Origin of the sequence: Salmonella sp. 32100201201700099SM (assembly GCF_017572645.1) — a bacterium.
In the GTDB taxonomy this organism is placed as follows: domain Bacteria; phylum Pseudomonadota; class Gammaproteobacteria; order Enterobacterales; family Enterobacteriaceae; genus Salmonella; species Salmonella enterica.
In genome coordinates this window covers 204,058-220,946 of record NZ_JAGERQ010000006.1, presented here as the reverse complement: position 1 = coordinate 220,946, position 16,889 = coordinate 204,058, and the positions used below count along the sequence as shown (strand labels likewise).

The following is a 16,889-nucleotide window of genomic DNA, read 5'->3' as shown; positions in this document are numbered from 1 at the left end:
CCGCGCCGTCTGACCTGTAGCGGGAAAACTGAAATCACAAAAATTGGTTGACCAATAAATATTTTCTCATCCGGACCGGTCAAAATCTGGCGGCAACTCCCGCACTTAATATTCTTGAAATAAATACATCAACTCATTTCAAGTTGAATAGTGAACGCTTTTCACCCAGCAAAAATTGACGCAGATCAAATAAATAAAATTGACAGACCGTGAATGATGATATTTGTGATTTGGTTATCCAATTTAGACAATAAGGTTGACATGAGAAAAATTTTGGTTGAATTTAGGGGTCAGAACGGGTTTACAAAGCACGTTTCGATGTTGGCTGGCAATGGGTCAACCACGAAGACGTTATCGCAAGAAGAGGAAACGATATATGAAACAAACCTGGCGCTGGTACGGACCTAACGACCCGGTAACGCTGTCAGATGTACGCCAGGCTGGCGCAACCGGCGTGGTAACGGCGTTACACCATATCCCGAATGGAGAAATTTGGTCGGTAGACGAGATCCAGAAACGTAAAGCTATCGTTGAAGAGGCGGGTCTGGAGTGGTCTGTGGTAGAGAGCGTACCTATCCACGAAGACATCAAAACCCACACCGGTCAGTACGATTTATGGATCAAAAACTACCAGCAAACGCTACGTAACCTGGCGCAATGCGGTATCTATACGGTTTGCTATAACTTTATGCCGGTGCTGGACTGGACACGTACGGATCTGGAATATGTATTGCCGGATGGTTCCAAAGCGTTGCGTTTTGACCAGATTGAATTCGCCGCGTTCGAACTGCACATCCTGAAGCGTCCGGGAGCAGAAGCCGACTATACGGCAGAAGAGATTGCTCAGGCAGAGCGGCGTTTCGCCACCATGAGCGAGGAAGACAAAGCACGTCTGACCCGCAACATTATTGCCGGTTTACCTGGCGCGGAAGAAGGCTATACGCTGGAGCAGTTCCGTCAACACCTGGCGACGTATAAAGATATCGATAAAGCAAAACTGCGTGAACATTTTGCCTATTTCCTGAAAGCCATTATTCCGGTTGCCGACGAGGTTGGCGTGCGTATGGCCGTTCACCCTGACGATCCGCCGCGCCCTATTCTCGGCCTGCCGCGCATTGTCTCTACCATTGAAGACATGCAATGGATGGTGGAAACCGTTAATAGCATGGCGAACGGCTTCACCATGTGTACCGGATCTTACGGCGTGCGCGCCGACAACGATCTGGTTGATATGATCAAGCAATTTGGTCCGCGCATCTACTTTACGCATCTGCGCTCTACGCTGCGCGAAGAGAATCCGAAGACCTTCCACGAGGCCGCCCATTTGCACGGCGATGTGGATATGTATGAAGTCGTTAAAGCGATTGTGGAAGAAGAGCACCGTCGTAAAGCCGAAGGTAGCGACGATCTGATCCCAATGCGCCCGGACCACGGTCATCAGATGCTGGACGATCTGAAGAAGAAAACGAATCCGGGTTATTCCGCCATTGGCCGTCTGAAAGGGCTTGCGGAAGTCCGCGGCGTCGAACTGGCTATCCAGCGCGCTTTCTTTAGCAAATAACCTTCTTTCGCATGGCGCGACGCGTCATGCGATTTCCCCTACTCAATGCAATAGCAACATGCCTCGCCCCGGAGATCGCGGGCGAAGACGTCGAATGACAGGAGTTTGCAATGGAACAGAATATCGCCACCGCCCAGGTTTCCGTCGCCCGCCCAAACTGGGACAAATCACGTCTGGTATCCCGTATTGTGCATCTGGGCTGCGGGGCGTTTCACCGCGCGCACCAGGCGCTCTTTACCCATCATCTACTGGAAAAGAGCGACAGCGACTGGGGCATTTGTGAAGTGAACCTGATGCCGGGTAACGACGCGCGGCTGATCGCGAACCTGAAAGCGCAAAATCTGCTGTACACCGTTGCAGAACGCGGCGCAGAAAGCACTGAACTGAAAATTATTGGTTCAATGAAAGAAGCGCTGCACCCTGAATTCGACGGTCATGCAGGGATTCTGGCGGCAATGGCGCGCCCGGAAACCGCCATCGTCTCCTTAACCGTGACCGAAAAAGGCTACTGCACCGACCCCGCCAGCGGCGAGCTTGATGTCAATAACCCGCTGATCCAAAACGATCTTGCCCATCCACAACAGCCTAAATCCGCCATTGGCTATATTGTCGAAGCGCTAAACATGCGCCGGGAGCAAGGACTGAAAGCTTTTACCGTGCTGTCGTGCGATAACGTGCGCGAGAATGGTCACGTCGCGAAGGCTGCCGTCCTCGGCCTGGCAAAAGCTCGCGATGCCGCCCTCGCCGCATGGATTGCCGATAATGTGACCTTCCCCTGCACCATGGTTGACCGCATTGTTCCGGCAGCGACCGAAGAGACGCTACAGCTGGTTGCCGACCAGTTAGGCGTTTATGATCCCTGCGCTATCGCCTGCGAACCCTTCCGCCAGTGGGTCATCGAAGATAACTTTGTGAATGGTCGCCCGGACTGGGACACCGTCGGCGCGCAATTCGTTGCAGATGTCGTACCGTTTGAGATGATGAAGCTGCGTATGCTTAACGGCAGTCACTCTTTCCTCGCCTATCTGGGTTATCTCGGCGGGTATGACACTATCGCCGATACCATGACCAACCCGGCTTACCGTCGCGCGGCGCTGGCGCTGATGCTTGATGAACAAGCGCCGACGTTATCAATGCCGGAAGGCACCGATCTGGAAGGGTATGCGAATTTGTTGATTGCGCGTTTCACTAACCCCTCGTTGAAACACCGCACCTGGCAGATCGCGATGGATGGCAGTCAGAAACTGCCGCAGCGTTTGTTGGACCCGGTACGTCTGCACTTGCAACAGGGCGATGACTATCGCCGCCTGACGCTGGGCGTCGCCGGATGGATGCGTTACGTCGGCGGTGTCGATGAACAAGGTAAAACCATTGATGTCGTCGATCCGCTGCTAGCGCAGTATCAGGCGATTCATCAGCAATATCAGACGCCGGAAGAACGCGTTCGCGGGCTACTGGCCATCGAGTCTATCTTTGGCAGCGACCTGCCGAAGAACCTCGAATTTGTGCAAGCCGTTACCGACGCTTACCAACAGCTATTGCAGAATGGCGCGAAAGCCACGGTAGAAGCGCTGGCTAAGTAAGGAGATAAATCATGGCTACGTTTATGACTGAAGATTTTCTACTTAAAAACGACATTGCCCGCACGCTGTACCATAAATACGCCGCGCCCATGCCGATTTATGACTTCCACTGCCATTTAAGTCCGCAGGAAATCGCCGACGATCGCCGTTTCGATAACCTCGGTCAGATCTGGCTGGAAGGCGACCACTATAAATGGCGAGCGCTACGAAGCGCAGGCGTGGATGAGTCGCTGATCACCGGCAAAGAGACCAGCGATTATGAAAAATATATGGCCTGGGCCAATACCGTACCAAAAACGCTGGGTAATCCGCTGTATCACTGGACGCACCTTGAACTACGCCGTCCATTTGGCATTACAAGTACGCTGTTCGGACCGGATACCGCAGAAAGTATCTGGACGCAGTGTAATGAGAAACTGGCGACGCCGGCCTTTTCCGCGCGCGGTATTATGCAGCAGATGAATGTGCGGATGGTCGGAACCACCGACGACCCGATAGATTCTCTGGAATATCACCGCCAGATAGCCGCCGACGACAGCATTAATATTGAAGTCGCGCCAAGCTGGCGCCCCGACAAAGTTTTCAAAATCGAACTGGACGGCTTTGTCGATTATCTGGGGAAACTGGAAGCGGCGGCAGATGTCAGCATTACCCGTTTCGACGATTTACGTCAGGCGCTCACTCGCCGTCTCGACCATTTCGCCGCCTGCGGCTGCCGCGCGTCCGATCATGGCATTGAAACGCTGCGATTTGCGCCGGTGCCCGACGACGCGCAGCTTGACGCCATTCTGGGCAAACGTCTGGCTGGCGAAACGTTGAGCGAACTTGAGATCGCCCAGTTTACCACGGCGGTGCTGGTCTGGCTGGGCCGTCAGTACGCCGCGCGCGGCTGGGTGATGCAGCTACATATTGGCGCGATCCGTAACAATAATACCCGTATGTTCCGCCTGCTGGGGCCGGATACCGGCTTTGACTCCATTGGCGATAATAACATTAGCTGGGCGCTCTCCCGTTTGCTCGACAGCATGGATGTGACCAATGAACTGCCCAAGACTATCCTCTATTGCCTGAACCCACGTGATAACGAAGTCCTGGCGACCATGATCGGTAACTTCCAGGGGCCGGGAATTGCCGGAAAAGTGCAGTTTGGTTCCGGCTGGTGGTTTAACGATCAGAAAGACGGGATGCTGCGCCAACTGGAGCAACTGTCGCAAATGGGACTGTTAAGTCAGTTTGTCGGGATGCTGACCGACTCCCGCAGTTTCCTTTCTTATACGCGACATGAATATTTCCGGCGTATTCTCTGTAACCTGCTGGGACAGTGGGCGCAGGACGGAGAGATTCCTGATGATGAAGCGATGCTAAGCCGTATGGTTCAGGATATCTGCTTCAATAATGCCCAGCGTTATTTCACGATTAAATAATCGCTATTAATCTGTGAGCACAGGTTTCAGGTATTTCGAGGGGCAGGAAGGCGGTAAGAGAGTGAGAAATTTAGCAGTAACGCACTTTTCCAGCCAAAGACTGGCCGCCGATAAAAAGCAAAGATGTCGCTGATTAATCCCGAATCACTTACTAAGGTAAGTGATTCGGGTAAACAAACACAGCCATCTTCTGCGTCATGCTTCTTTTCTCTGTCCGGAATAACTCCAGTGCAGAAAGTGTGATACATCAGTCCTGTTGATGACGGCTCTTGTTGGTTATACGGTAATAACTCATGACTTCACAGTGTGGTTTCTTTTAATAAATCGACAGCCAGCATTTCCAGCTGGTTAACCACCTCATTACTGGATCGCTCCATTCTGTCGAGTTCTTGCGACATCGCATTCATATCGCCTGCGGCAAAATAGTTCAGCGCAGAGTGACCAGCGGTATGCACCTCTTTATGCGGCGCTTCCAGACTACGGAAACTGTAGTAATTGCTAAACTGCTGCCCGTCAAAACCGTAGTACCATTTCCCCAGCCGACACTGATCGTGCATCGTTATTTTACTGTTTATGTCTTTATTTAAGAGTAATTTGTAGACTTCCATTTTCCAGATAACATGGTCAACTTTGACAATATTCAAAAACTGCACCGTAGAGATGTACTGCATGACCGATTTCATGCTCAGCGATTTATCGATGACGATGCCAATAGACTCCACAATTTGATTTATGTTAGTCGTAATATTATCAATAACCGGCTGTTGGTTATCCAGCACCTCACTCACTCTGGCCGTATTATCTTTGATTACAGAGGTTAACGTACTGACGCTTTTCGAACTGTGTTTAACATCTTCGGACAGGTTTTTCACTTCTTTCGAAATAACGCTAAAACCACGCCCGGCATCCCCTACGCGCGCGGCCTCGATCGCGGAGTTAATCGCTATCAAATTGGTCTGGTTAGCGATCTTCTGTATCTCTTTAATACACGCATTAATTTGCGTTAAGGAGGTATTTAAGTCGCCCATACGACAGCCAATATCCGATGAAGTCGTGCCAATTTCGGTGATAAATTCCACGAGCGATTTTAATGAACTTCTGGCTTTATCATTCTGTTCGTTAAGTTCATTAATGCGTTCTTTTTCAATGTTGAGCTGCTCACAGGACTTAATGATGGCATTACGAATGATATCGATCGTCGAGATCCCCATCAGAATTTTTTGACACAGTATCCGCTCATAAGGCTCAGGGGTATCCACCACTACGTCAGACGCATTAGCGCCAGATTCTGCTGGCGGCGGTATTTTTACAACATTATTATTCCAGTGGCGCAAGCCTAATACTTTTTTAAACATATACCATTCTCCTTATTATATGTGGACATCCTGATCTATGCCTGGATAAAGTATTATCAACTCATGCTAACATAATGAAAAATCGGCTGTCATCTGCCATAACCATACGTTCACCAGAATAAGACAAAACGTCCACTAAACTTAAATAATTACAGAGTAAACTATTCAATAATACCATTAATAGTCATAATGGAAGTCGCTTCACTTTATACGAAAATATCATTCACAAGGCTGACAATAATAGCTGAATAATAATTAACTGCATTTACTTAGGTGTATCTATATCTCGGCCCGAAGATTGCAGACAGGGTTTAAACGCAAACTTTTGCGATAGAAAAATAACCTAACGTAAACTTTTTATATGACTAATAATGTCATTTGAACTCGTCAATATATTATGCTGTCCGTTTACCAGCCAAACAGGCATGACCGAAATCCAAAGGGATAGGGGCGGTGTAACCAGCCGCAAAAAGTACCGATTAGACGAAAATCAGGAAACGAGTGCGCCAACGCAGCGAGCGTCACCGCCTGCGTTAGAAAAGTTAAGAATAATTTGTGATATTATTTCTCATATGTTACCAGTAAATGGCAAGCTGACAGCCGTTCGTTGGTAAACACAACAGGCGGGATATCGGCGCCAACGCCGATATCCCGACGAGAATGACCCCGTTACGCTTTGATGACGATTAACGGTTCAATATCGCTCTCTTTTTTAATGACTAATGAATCATCGCCGCGCAGGCACGTACCGCCGTAGTTACCGCCCACGGTAAACGTACAGACCTGAATATACTTCCCGGCGACCTTCGGCAGGCACCACAACTGCTGATAGATATTTTTCTGCGTGGCGAACTTGCCGCTGGTTTTATCCAGGAGCTCTTCCTGATGGCTCACCAAATCAATATTACTACCGCAACGTCCGGCAATCGGTTTTACCGCATAGCCGGTCTGCACCAGCTCATCGTTAACGGTAAAATCCGTGTCGAGCAAATAGCGATGATGTGGGAAGAGCGACCACAGGATGGGCAGGATCGCTTTGTTACCCGGGATCACCGTCCACAGCGGTTCAAACACCAACACTTCCGGGCGCAGTAATACATCAATCAGCCGGACTTCATTTTCCGGGTGCCCGGTACGAATAGGCACTGCGGCGTACTCCGTCTCGCTGACTTCGCGTATCTGCTCCATCGCCGTTTCCCACGCCCAGGTTTTCCAGACACAATTCACCAGCCGCCCGTCGCCATCGATCAACTGCCCGGCGTCATCCCAGCGCAACTCGCCCAGCCCGCGGAGAATTTTGCTCGCGAAACCGGCCTGATGCAGCGCCTGCTGCATAAACTGCGCGTGATAGTCCTCCTCGATATCATCATCCTGCATGATATGGACGAAAGGACGCGCTTTACTGTGTTTCCAGGCGCCCGCCAGCTCGTTAATTAAGCCCTCCGCCGGGTTATGCCCTTTACCGGTATAGCCCTGCTCAGCCCATTTTTCGAGAATTAATCCCGCTTCGGTATGGCATGATGCGGAATCGGCATTGTATTCATAGACTTTCAGCCCGCGTTCATCCATGCAGAAATCCATACGACCGGTGATCATATGGTGACGACGGCGCTGCCAGGAGAGGCGCAGGCGCGGCCAAAGAATTTTGGGGATATCGAATAGCGCCAGCAAATTATCGTCTTTTAAAACTTTGTCCGTGGCGTGCAGGTACATCAAATGCAACTCATTAGTCGCTTTGATAAGCTCCTGTTCAGCGCTCTCGGTGATGGTAAAATACTGGTACGGGTCCTGATTGATAACGTGTCCGTTCGCCTGTACATAGGCTTTTTGTAACGGATCGCTCTCATCCAGCCACGGACCGTCAAACTGACCTTTCTCAGGCAGCCTTGCGCCGCGAATCGCCAGCGACTGATTCGCGATGTCAGGCTGTGACAAACTGTATTGCGTGTCGTCGGTCTGGATCATCCAGCCTAAAATCGTCGTGTCATCAAAGGTGTCGCGCAGGGTGTAACACCCGTTTTCTACGACCATTTCCAGTTCGCGAGTCCACTGCTGCCCTGGCGGCAATGGCGTGTGGATAACGTTTTGCTCAGCAATGCGAATTTTGTTATCCAGGAGTTGGGTGATAATCGCGACGTGCCCGGTTTCGTTAAACTCGCCGCCCTTTTGCCAGATGAGCAACGCCCCGGCCTCCGGCGCGCGCGGCGAACCGTTCGGGAAGGCCTGCAAAGGCAAAATATTGTCATTCACGACCTCGCGCAGAAAACGCAGCGAGAAAATTTCCCAGGCCATGCCGACGTCAGTAAAAACAACGCCATAATTCAGAAAGAGAAAACGGCGGGCAAATTCCACGCACTGCCATTTATGCCCCATGTATTCATCGTCGATGTAGCTACGAAAAGCTGCGTCGTCGTCGTCCCACGGATCGAGGGAATTGTAATCTGAAGAGTAGATCGCTACGCCGCCGGGGGCGTAACCCAATAATGTCCCGAAGGGGGCATCCTGACTGGTGGTTCCTTTGCTCATGCACTTACCTCAAAACAAGACCGCCTGAGCAGCCTGGCGTGATTTCGCTCTGATTGTCTGCTCTGTGACACTAACCGGACAGAGGTCGACATAATCATACACCTCAATAAGGCACACTGAGGCCAGAAGGTTAAAATTTCACTCGTCGGAATGTCCCAATCGGTTAAATGTCCGGTTAGCAAGCTGCTACACTGCTTCAACACCACCACTGTGAAGGCAGGTCAATATGGCAGATAATACTTATCAACCCGCAAAAGTCTGGACGTGGGATAAATCCGGCAGCGGCGCGTTCGCTAACATTAATCGCCCGGTTTCCGGCCCGACGCACGACAAAACGCTGCCCGTCGGCAAACATCCGTTACAGCTTTATTCGCTGGGGACGCCTAACGGCCAGAAAGTGACCATTATGCTGGAAGAACTCCTGGCGCTGGGCGTGACCGGCGCCGAATATGACGCCTGGTTGATTCGCATCGGCGAGGGCGATCAGTTCTCCAGCGGCTTTGTTGACATCAATCCGAACTCAAAAATTCCGGCGCTGCGCGATAACTCACACAACCCGCCGATTCGGGTTTTTGAGTCGGGCGCAATTCTTGTTTATCTGGCGGATAAGTTTGGCCATTTCCTGCCGCAGGATCTGGCTAAGCGCACAGAAACCCTTAACTGGTTGTTCTGGCTACAGGGCGCGGCGCCGTTCCTCGGCGGCGGTTTCGGTCACTTCTATCATTATGCGCCGGTAAAAATTGAGTACGCCATTAATCGCTTCACCATGGAAGCCAAACGTCTGCTGGACGTGCTGGATAAGCAGTTAGCTCACCACCCGTATGTCGCGGGAGAAGAGTACACTATTGCCGATATGGCCATCTGGCCGTGGTTCGGCAACGTGGTGCTGGGGAATGTCTATGATGCAGCGGAGTTTCTGGATGCCGGAAGTTATCAAAACGTACAACGCTGGGCGAAACAGGTAGCCGAACGTCCGGCGGTAAAGCGGGGGCGCATTGTCAACCGGACCAACGGCCCATTGAACGAACAGCTTCACGAACGCCATGACGCCAGCGACTTCGAAAACCATACCGAAGATAAACGCCAAAGTTAAACCATGATGCCGGATGAGGTAGTAATGTCGTCATCCGGCATGGTATTCCCTGCTGACGCTTCGCTTATCAGTTCTGCGAGTGTGTCATATTCGGCGCTTCACTAAACCCATGTTGCATGAGAATCAACCTCGCCCGTGCTGACAGTAAAAAGTCGGCAAGCGTTTTTCCCTGCTCGCTCAGGCAGGCAAAGCCATATTCAGCCACGGGATTATAAGGTTCCGGGATATCAACCACTCGCAGCGAATTAACCTGCCGTAGCCTGGGAGCATAGCTGGCATAGCCGATAAAGATATCGGTGTAATCATGATTGATGAGCCATTCCGCTGCCAGCCGGCCCGCCGGTAACGGCAAAGTCTGCCTGCCGCCAACCAGCGCTACCGCGCGTTTTCGGACCGCTTCGCCCTCCTTGCCCATCCGCGAAAAAAGCTGCTGCGTATAATCGCCGGAAGGATCGCAACCTGCTGTTGAGGTGCCGATCCGCAGATCCCGCCGGGTTAATAGTGACAACCAGTCCTCGCCTTCACGCATCGCCTGTGCCCGCACGCTCAGACACAAACGGTTCGTCGTAAAAGGCGCGACCCGCAGCGCCCGCCCGCTTTCCAACAGCGCCTGTGGATGCGCCAGGTTCGCCGAAGCAAAAAAGTCGCACGCTTCGCCCGCCTCGATGCGTTCACGTAACAGCCCCGCCGGACCGAAATCACATACCGCATCCGCCTGAAATGCCGCCATTAGTTGCGGCCAGACGACGCGCAAGCTCCCAGCAGCCAGTATTCGCATCACTGTACATCCTGATAGTCAGTACGGTAAAAACGTTGATACCAGTCGTTAGCGGCCTTTTGCATATCAATATCGTGGAATTTTTCCGGATAGAGTTTTTTCGCCATCCACAGTTCGCCGATTCCCACCGCCTCCGGCATCGGATATCCCCAGGCTTTGGCATAATCCGGCATCAGGTAAACCCGATGATGCTTCACCGCGTCAATGACCTGCCACTGGGGATTGTGCAGGATCTCATTGACGACCTTTGGATAGCGATTCTGGACAAAGATCACCTGTGGATCCCAGGCGATCACCTGCTCCATTGTCACCTGCTTAAAGCCTTTCACCGTGGATGCCGCTACATTCAGCGCCCCTGCATGGGCCATCATCAGACCGGTATATTTACCGGAACCGTAGGTGGTCAGCTCCGGATTCGCCATATAGGCGCGAACCCGCTCATTTTCAGGAACCGACTACAAACGGTCGTTGACCATCTTGCGACCTTTATCCATCGCCTCAATCAGCGCTTTCGCCTCCTGCGGTTTATTGACGATATCGCCAATCAGCGTTATTCCTTCACGCAGCCCGCGATTATAAGCCTGCTCTTCATCGGCCAGGGTCGGGTTCATTTTAGCCTGCTCGCCAGCAACATCATGGCGCAGCGAAATCGCCACCACCGGAATGCCAAGACGGCTGATTTTGTCGATCATCTCCTGCGGAGCGTAATTCGTGACAAACACCACCTGCGGGCGCAGCGCCACCAGTTTTTCAGGATCAACGTGCGTTAGATCGCCCAGCGAGACTTTTTGTGCCAGTTCCGGCGCCAGACGCGCATAGCCGTCGCCTAATTGCTGTTTCCAGTTCGCCATGACCCCAACGATTTTGTCAGTGGCATTCATCTGTACAAGGAGATTGAGCGTTTGATGCTGGAGCACCACCACTCTGTCGACGGTGTCCGGAACCGTGACCTGGCGGCCAAGTTGATCGGTAAAAGTACGCGCCGCCTGTGACATTAACGGCCAGCAAAAAAGCAACGCCAGCAGAGAGAGCTGGCGCAAAAATTTATTCATAGGTTTCGCCCCACAATCGATATATAAATAATTATACAACGATTATAGAGCGATATAATAGAGGTGATTAAGGGATCACGCGCTGGTGATGTCGTACTCCATGCGGCGCAGCGCATCTAACGTGGCTTTCGCTTCGTCTTCGTCAATGATGCTCATCGCAAAACCAACGTGTACCAATACCCATTGCCCTATCAGATCGGCTGGCTTACCTTCACAAATCAGAGCAATATTGACATCACGTTTGATGCCACACACTTCCACCTGCGCAAGCTGGTGAATATCATCTCCGACGGCCAGCACCTGACCGGGGACGCCAATACACATAATTAACCACCTGAAATAAAATGCGGGTTATTCGACCTCAATACTCTTTACTTTCAACGAATCGCCGGTATCCACCCGCAGGCGATCGCCATGACAACGCGGACATTGCGCGTCATGCCTGAGAATTTCCACCACCTGACTGCAATCCCAGCACCAGGCCTGGGCCGGTCTGTAGTCGATGTGCAATTCGCACCCTTGCGCTAAAGTCCCCTGGCAGGCGATGTCAAAGCTGAAACGAACCGCGCGCTCTTCAACGCACGAAAGCGCGCCTATCTCCAGCCATACGCCGGTGACGCGCGCCACGCCGTGCTGTTCTGCCTGCTGCTGAATAATTTCAACGGCGCTTTGGCAAAGAGACAGCTCATGCATTCTCACAGCTCCGACGGCCAAACAGCAACGCACGCCGGCTTGTCTGCGGCGCATCAGGATTGCTTACCGGCAGGGATAACAGCATCCGCGCGCAGTCATCCGCCAGCCGGACGCCCTCTTCCGGCGACAGGCTACGGGAAAGCGGCGACATCAACGAGCAGGCAAGATATTGCGAAACGCCTTCCAGTTCGCCAACGGTAAAGGTCATCGTGCCATAAGGCAGTTGCAGACCGAGTTTTTCACCGACGGTACGCCCGGGCCAGATCTGGTCCGGGCCAGGGAAGATTAATGCGCTTAACATCCACGGCGTAATTACCGTGCCCGTCCATTGTCCTTCAAACAACGTAAAATCAGAGACATGCACCGGCATAGTCGGATGCAGAAACGAAAGATCGTGCATCGAACGATGGGCTATCTCTTCAAATGCCGCCTGAACCCGGGCGACGGGCGCCGTGTCGAATCCGGAAAACGTTTCAGACATGCGCCGTCTCCTTAGGAATTGCTTCGACGCCGGATTCTCGCAGCGCAGCAAGAACCTGCTCAAGCGCAGGTTCAATCATCGCCTCGACGGTTGGCGTTAAGCCGATGTGCGGTTCCAGCGACTGTGGAATAACGCCGACCAGGGTCAGCTTCTTCGGAAACTCGCCGGTAAAGCGGAGGGCCGACAATACGTCGGCCAGTCCAAGCTGATGGGGGGAGATTTTGTTGGTGAACAGCGCCGGAACTTCATCGTCGCGCAGTACCATAATGGTTCCCGGCGCGTTCTTTTTCGACACGATGGCGTCGGCAATGATCAAATGATCCCGACTCGCCATATCGCCAAGAAGTTCCATTCCCGCCGTACCACCATCCAGAATCTCAACGAAATCCGGCAGGGTGTATCGTTGCTCTAACGCTTCAACAATACGCACCCCGATGGCTTCATCGGTCAGCAAAATATTGCCGACCCCTAAGACTAATATCCGCATTACAAAACCTTCACCGAGACCACTTCATTGCCATCGGCGTCCACCACGTGTACCGCGCACGCCATGCAAGGGTCGAAGGAGTGGATGGTACGTACCACTTCCAGCGGCTTCGCCGGATCGGCGATCGGCGTACCGACCAGCGACTGTTCGTACGGCCCCACGTCATCGTTGAAGTTACGCGGACCTGAGTTCCAGGTCGATGGCACCACCGCCTGATAGTTACTGATAATGCCGTCTTTAATCACCATCCAGTGAGACAGCATACCGCGCGGCGCCTCCAGGAAGCCCACGCCTTTGAACTCGCCCGTCGCCGGAATGTTCGGCTTCACAAACGTGGTGTAATCGCCTTTGCCGATATTTACAATCAGCGCGTTGTATTGATCCTGCAATACGTTTTGCAGTTCACAACAGTGAACGGTACGCCCGATGATACGACCCAGCGTAGAGTGAAGTTGCGCCATTTCCAGCGTTTTGCCGGTCAGCTTCTGATAAAGCGCAATGATTTCATTGAGCTTGGTCTGCGTGGATTCACGACCTGCAGCCAGTTTACACAGCATGTTCGCCAGCGGCCCGACTTCGACGGTTTTGCCGTAGAATGTCGGCGACTTGACCCATGAGTATTTACCGTCATCCGACCAACCGTCATAAGCCGGGATCGTAGTGCCTTCCCACGGCGCCTGCGGCGCTTCATCTTTATACCAGGCGTGCTTCGCGCTCTCCTGAATACCTTTAATCAGGAATTCGTCGGAGTGAGAGGTGATCGGACGGTATGTCGACAGATCGGCATTGGTAATGTAACCGCCCGGGAACAGGAAACTGCCGTTTTTACCGTCGGTCGGGAATTCCGGCGCGCTCAGGTAGTTCACCGCGCCTTTGCCGCGCTCCAGCCATTCCGGATAGTAGGCCGCGATGACTGCGGTATCCACTTTATACACCTGCTCGACAAAATCGCTCAGCTTATCGATAAACGATTTGATGTACATCAGGCGTTCGAGGTTCAACGTACCGATGCTGTCGAGATTGATCGGGTTCGCCACCCCACCGACCGCCAGGTTCTGGATATGCGGCGATTTACCGCCCAGCAACGCCACCACGCGGTTAGCGTCACGCTGACATTCCAGCGCCTGCAGATAGTGGGCGACCGCAATCAGGTTGACCTCCGGCGGTAACTGCATTGCCGGGTGCCCCCAGTAGCCATTGGCGAAAATACCTAACTGACCGCTGGCGACAAGATCCTTGATCTTGTTCTGAACTTTCGTGAACTCTTGCGCGCTGTTCAGGTGCCAGCTCGACACGCCATCCAGCATCGCGGAGGCTTTTTCCGGATCGGCTTTCAGCGCAGAGGTAATGTCCACCCAGTCCAGCGCAGAGAGCTGGTAGAAATGGACAATATGGTCATGGGTGGTATGCGCCGCCAGAATAATATTACGGATATACTGCGCGTTGACGGGAACATCAATATTCAGCGCGCTTTCCGCCGCACGAACGGAGGAGATCGCGTGAGTTGTCGTACAAACGCCGCAAATACGCTGCACAATCATCCACGCATCGCGCGGATCGCGGTTCTTCATGATCTCTTCCATACCGCGCCACATGGTGCCGGACGCCCATGCTTTGGATACGACGCCGTTCTCAATTTCGCAGTCAATGCGTAAATGACCCTCAATACGGGTTACCGGATCAATAGTAATTCTCTGGCTCATGCTTTGCTCGCCTCATGACGATTATGATCGTTTTGTTTTAAAGGAGGAAGTATCGGCAGTAGACGAATGAGTACGATGTATGCACAAATCTCAATAGCCACAAAACCAATAGAAATCAACAATTCTTCCCAGGTTGGGAAGTAGTGGTAGCCGCCACCCGGGTTGAATGCCACCAGCGAATAGGTCAGACGCCACGTCGCGCAACCCAACAGCGCACTCAGCGCCGACAGGTACAGCATACGAGAGTCATTACGCAGTTTCGCCACACGCAGCACCACTAACGGGAAGACCATCAGGACGACTTCAATCCAGAACATAGCGGAGTAAAAATCGCCGGCAAACGCATAGGACAGCTTGTCGCGATAAATCAGTTCGCCAAAGCGCAGGACGACGAAAATCGCCAGCAGCACGCTGATGGTATTCGTCAGCTTAACAAACAAATTTTTCTCATCCGGACCGTTTCCTTTCAGGCCTGCCTGAACCAGCGAACCCTCAAATATGACAATGGAGAAGCCCATGATAAACGCGGTCAGAACCGAGAACAGCGGCAGCATTTCATAGCTTTGCCATAGCGGATGCACTTTATAGCCCGCCGAGATCATCAATGACCCCATTGAGGACTGGTGCATCGTCGGCAGCAGCGCGCCCAGCGCGATAATAAAGAACATCACCTTATTCAGACGCTTGAGCGACACTTTCCAGCCCAGACGTTCAAACAAGGCAGGCGCAAACTCCAGCGCCATCACGCCGATGTAGATGGTCATACAGACCGCCGTCTCAAACAGTACCGAGTTCACGTTGAAGTGACCTGGAATGTAGAAGTACGGCAGGTTCCAGTAACGACCGACGTCGATAGTGATCGACAGGCCGCCCAGCGAGTAACCAAACAAGCTTGCCAGCAACGCCGGGCGCACCAACGGATGGTATTGCCCACGGTTAAAGACATACACCGCCCATGCCAACGCCCAACCGCCGCAGGCAAAGCCGGTGCCGATCAACAGGTCAAAGGCAATCCAGACGCCCCACGGGAAACCGCCGTTCAGGTCGGAAACGGAGCCCAACCCGAAGACCAGACGCTTCACGATAAGGAGCATACACAGGACGATTAACGGTCCAAAAATAATGACCGGTTTACTGATGATTTTTCCGCCCAGCGGTTTTGGATCATGACTCATGATCGTCTCCTCCATCGTGATGGTCGTTTTTGCTATTACGACGAACCAGCACGGTTAAGCCCGCCAGCGCAGCCAGGGGTAGTATCATGCCTTTATAAAGCGTGTGTTGAACATGCTCGGAGCGCGCTCCGGTTGAAAGGTCATCCAGCTTCGGCAGATCCAAATCTTCATAAGGAACGCCTGTCAGCACCAGCACCTGTGTACCGCCGCCCTCTTTTTCACCGTAGAGGTGTGGGTAGTATTTAGGCACCGTATGCAGATAGGTGTCGTCCGTTTTCAACGTCTGGCGCGGATAGTGATATTCACTGCCTGGTTTGAGGGCCAGACGTTTTTTCGCTTCCGCCATCAGCTCTTCACGAGTACCGAAAATGACGGCCCCTGCCGGACAAACTTCCACGCACCCAGGCAAACCGCCTTTATCCAGACGCTCAACGCCTTTCTGGTTACACAACTCACACTTGTGAAGCGCGCCAAACGGGTTGTTGTAGTCGTACTTAGGTACGTTGTACGGGCAGGCGACCATACAGTAACGGCAGCCGGTGCAGACATCTTTGTCATAGTGGACGATGCCGGTTTTCGGATCTTTTTTCAGCGCCGACACCGGGCAAACGGAAACGCAGTTAGGATCAACGCAGTGCATACACTGTTTCTTGATGTAGGCATAGCCGTTCTCTTCCTGATCTTTGTTCACGCCCGTGCCGCTACGCCATACCTGGATAATGTTATTGGTATACGGCGACAGTTTGTCGTTGTTCGACCAGGTCTGCTCCCCTTCCGGGTTACGCGCCGGGAAGTTGATATCCTGACACTTTGTGACGCAGGCCTGACAGCCAACGCACAGAGTGGAGTCATACAGCATGCCCAACGAACCTGGAATCGGCGGACGGTTTTCTGCAGCCGCATGGCTGACAGACGGCGCGGCGCCCAACAGCAATGCTCCACCGGAGGCTGCTTTAATAAAGTCACGTCTGTTCACGG

General features: G+C 52.5%; 14 protein-coding genes and 1 pseudogene. 4 read left to right on the top strand and 11 right to left on the bottom strand.

Annotated features, from left to right (window positions below; genetic code table 11):
• Positions 1 to 376: 376 nt before the first annotated feature.
• From uxuA to uxaC, 3 genes are all read left to right on the top strand, one after another.
• Positions 377 to 1,561 (top strand): mannonate dehydratase, encoded by a 1,185-nt coding sequence (uxuA, locus tag J4685_RS12100; RefSeq protein ID WP_000815491.1) that lies wholly within the window; start codon positions 377 to 379, stop codon positions 1,559 to 1,561.
• A 110-nt stretch (positions 1,562 to 1,671) separates the two neighbouring features.
• Complete coding sequence (locus J4685_RS12095; RefSeq protein ID WP_000437134.1) at positions 1,672 to 3,144, top strand: fructuronate reductase; 1,473 nt, start codon at positions 1,672 to 1,674, stop codon at positions 3,142 to 3,144.
• An 11-nt stretch (positions 3,145 to 3,155) separates the two neighbouring features.
• Positions 3,156 to 4,568 (top strand): glucuronate isomerase, encoded by a 1,413-nt coding sequence (uxaC, locus tag J4685_RS12090; RefSeq protein ID WP_000190186.1) that lies wholly within the window; start codon positions 3,156 to 3,158, stop codon positions 4,566 to 4,568.
• A 299-nt stretch (positions 4,569 to 4,867) separates the two neighbouring features.
• On the opposite strand, the gene J4685_RS12085 is transcribed toward uxaC, so the two are convergent.
• Together J4685_RS12085 and gss are read right to left on the bottom strand one after the other, a co-directional pair.
• Positions 4,868 to 5,923 carry a methyl-accepting chemotaxis protein gene (locus tag J4685_RS12085; protein ID WP_000475250.1) on the bottom strand — a complete coding sequence of 352 codons (1,056 nt, stop codon included), beginning with the start codon at positions 5,921 to 5,923 and terminating at the stop codon, positions 4,868 to 4,870.
• Positions 5,924 to 6,592: 669 nt separating this feature from the next.
• Positions 6,593 to 8,449: a bifunctional glutathionylspermidine amidase/synthase gene (gene gss / locus J4685_RS12080; protein WP_000033687.1), complete on the bottom strand. Its 1,857-nt coding sequence runs from the start codon at positions 8,447 to 8,449 to the stop codon at positions 6,593 to 6,595.
• Positions 8,450 to 8,675: 226 nt separating this feature from the next.
• Here gss and yghU point away from each other — a divergent pair, with 226 nt between their 5' ends.
• Positions 8,676 to 9,542, top strand: a complete 867-nt coding sequence (yghU, locus tag J4685_RS12075; RefSeq protein WP_000774861.1) for a glutathione-dependent disulfide-bond oxidoreductase — start codon at positions 8,676 to 8,678, stop codon at positions 9,540 to 9,542.
• A gap of 67 nt (positions 9,543 to 9,609) precedes the next feature.
• Here the strand turns inward: yghU and J4685_RS12070 are convergent, their stop codons facing one another.
• From J4685_RS12070 to hybA, 9 genes and pseudogenes are all read right to left on the bottom strand, one after another.
• A complete protein-coding gene (locus tag J4685_RS12070; RefSeq protein ID WP_001220943.1) occupies positions 9,610 to 10,320 on the bottom strand; it encodes a molybdate ABC transporter substrate-binding protein in 711 nt (236 codons plus the stop codon).
• Positions 10,320 to 11,372: pseudogene (locus tag J4685_RS12065) on the bottom strand (ABC transporter substrate-binding protein). The gene J4685_RS12070 and the pseudogene J4685_RS12065 overlap by 1 nt, the downstream one beginning before the upstream one ends.
• A 75-nt stretch (positions 11,373 to 11,447) precedes the next feature.
• Positions 11,448 to 11,696, bottom strand: coding sequence for a hydrogenase maturation factor HybG (gene hybG, locus J4685_RS12060; protein WP_000334887.1), 249 nt, complete (start codon positions 11,694 to 11,696; stop codon positions 11,448 to 11,450).
• A 27-nt stretch (positions 11,697 to 11,723) separates the two neighbouring features.
• Entirely contained in the window at positions 11,724 to 12,065 is a 342-nt protein-coding gene (gene hypA / locus J4685_RS12055; protein ID WP_000544946.1) for a hydrogenase maturation nickel metallochaperone HypA, read from the bottom strand.
• A complete protein-coding gene (gene hybE / locus J4685_RS12050; protein WP_000004951.1) occupies positions 12,058 to 12,546 on the bottom strand; it encodes a hydrogenase-2 assembly chaperone in 489 nt (162 codons plus the stop codon). Before hybE ends, hypA begins: the two co-directional genes overlap by 8 nt.
• Positions 12,539 to 13,033 (bottom strand): HyaD/HybD family hydrogenase maturation endopeptidase, encoded by a 495-nt coding sequence (locus J4685_RS12045; protein WP_001221962.1) that lies wholly within the window; start codon positions 13,031 to 13,033, stop codon positions 12,539 to 12,541. The genes hybE and J4685_RS12045 overlap by 8 nt, the downstream gene beginning before the upstream one ends.
• Positions 13,033 to 14,736 carry a hydrogenase 2 large subunit gene (gene hybC / locus J4685_RS12040; RefSeq protein ID WP_000083033.1) on the bottom strand — a complete coding sequence of 568 codons (1,704 nt, stop codon included), beginning with the start codon at positions 14,734 to 14,736 and terminating at the stop codon, positions 13,033 to 13,035. Before hybC ends, J4685_RS12045 begins: the two co-directional genes overlap by 1 nt.
• The gene (gene hybB / locus J4685_RS12035) at positions 14,733 to 15,911 is read right to left on the bottom strand and encodes a Ni/Fe-hydrogenase cytochrome b subunit (protein ID WP_000017678.1); all 1,179 of its coding nucleotides are present in this window, start codon (positions 15,909 to 15,911) and stop codon (positions 14,733 to 14,735) included. Before hybB ends, hybC begins: the two co-directional genes overlap by 4 nt.
• A complete protein-coding gene (gene hybA / locus J4685_RS12030) occupies positions 15,901 to 16,887 on the bottom strand; it encodes a hydrogenase 2 operon protein HybA (RefSeq protein WP_001081721.1) in 987 nt (328 codons plus the stop codon). The genes hybB and hybA overlap by 11 nt, the downstream gene beginning before the upstream one ends.
• Positions 16,888 to 16,889: the final 2 nt, after the last annotated feature.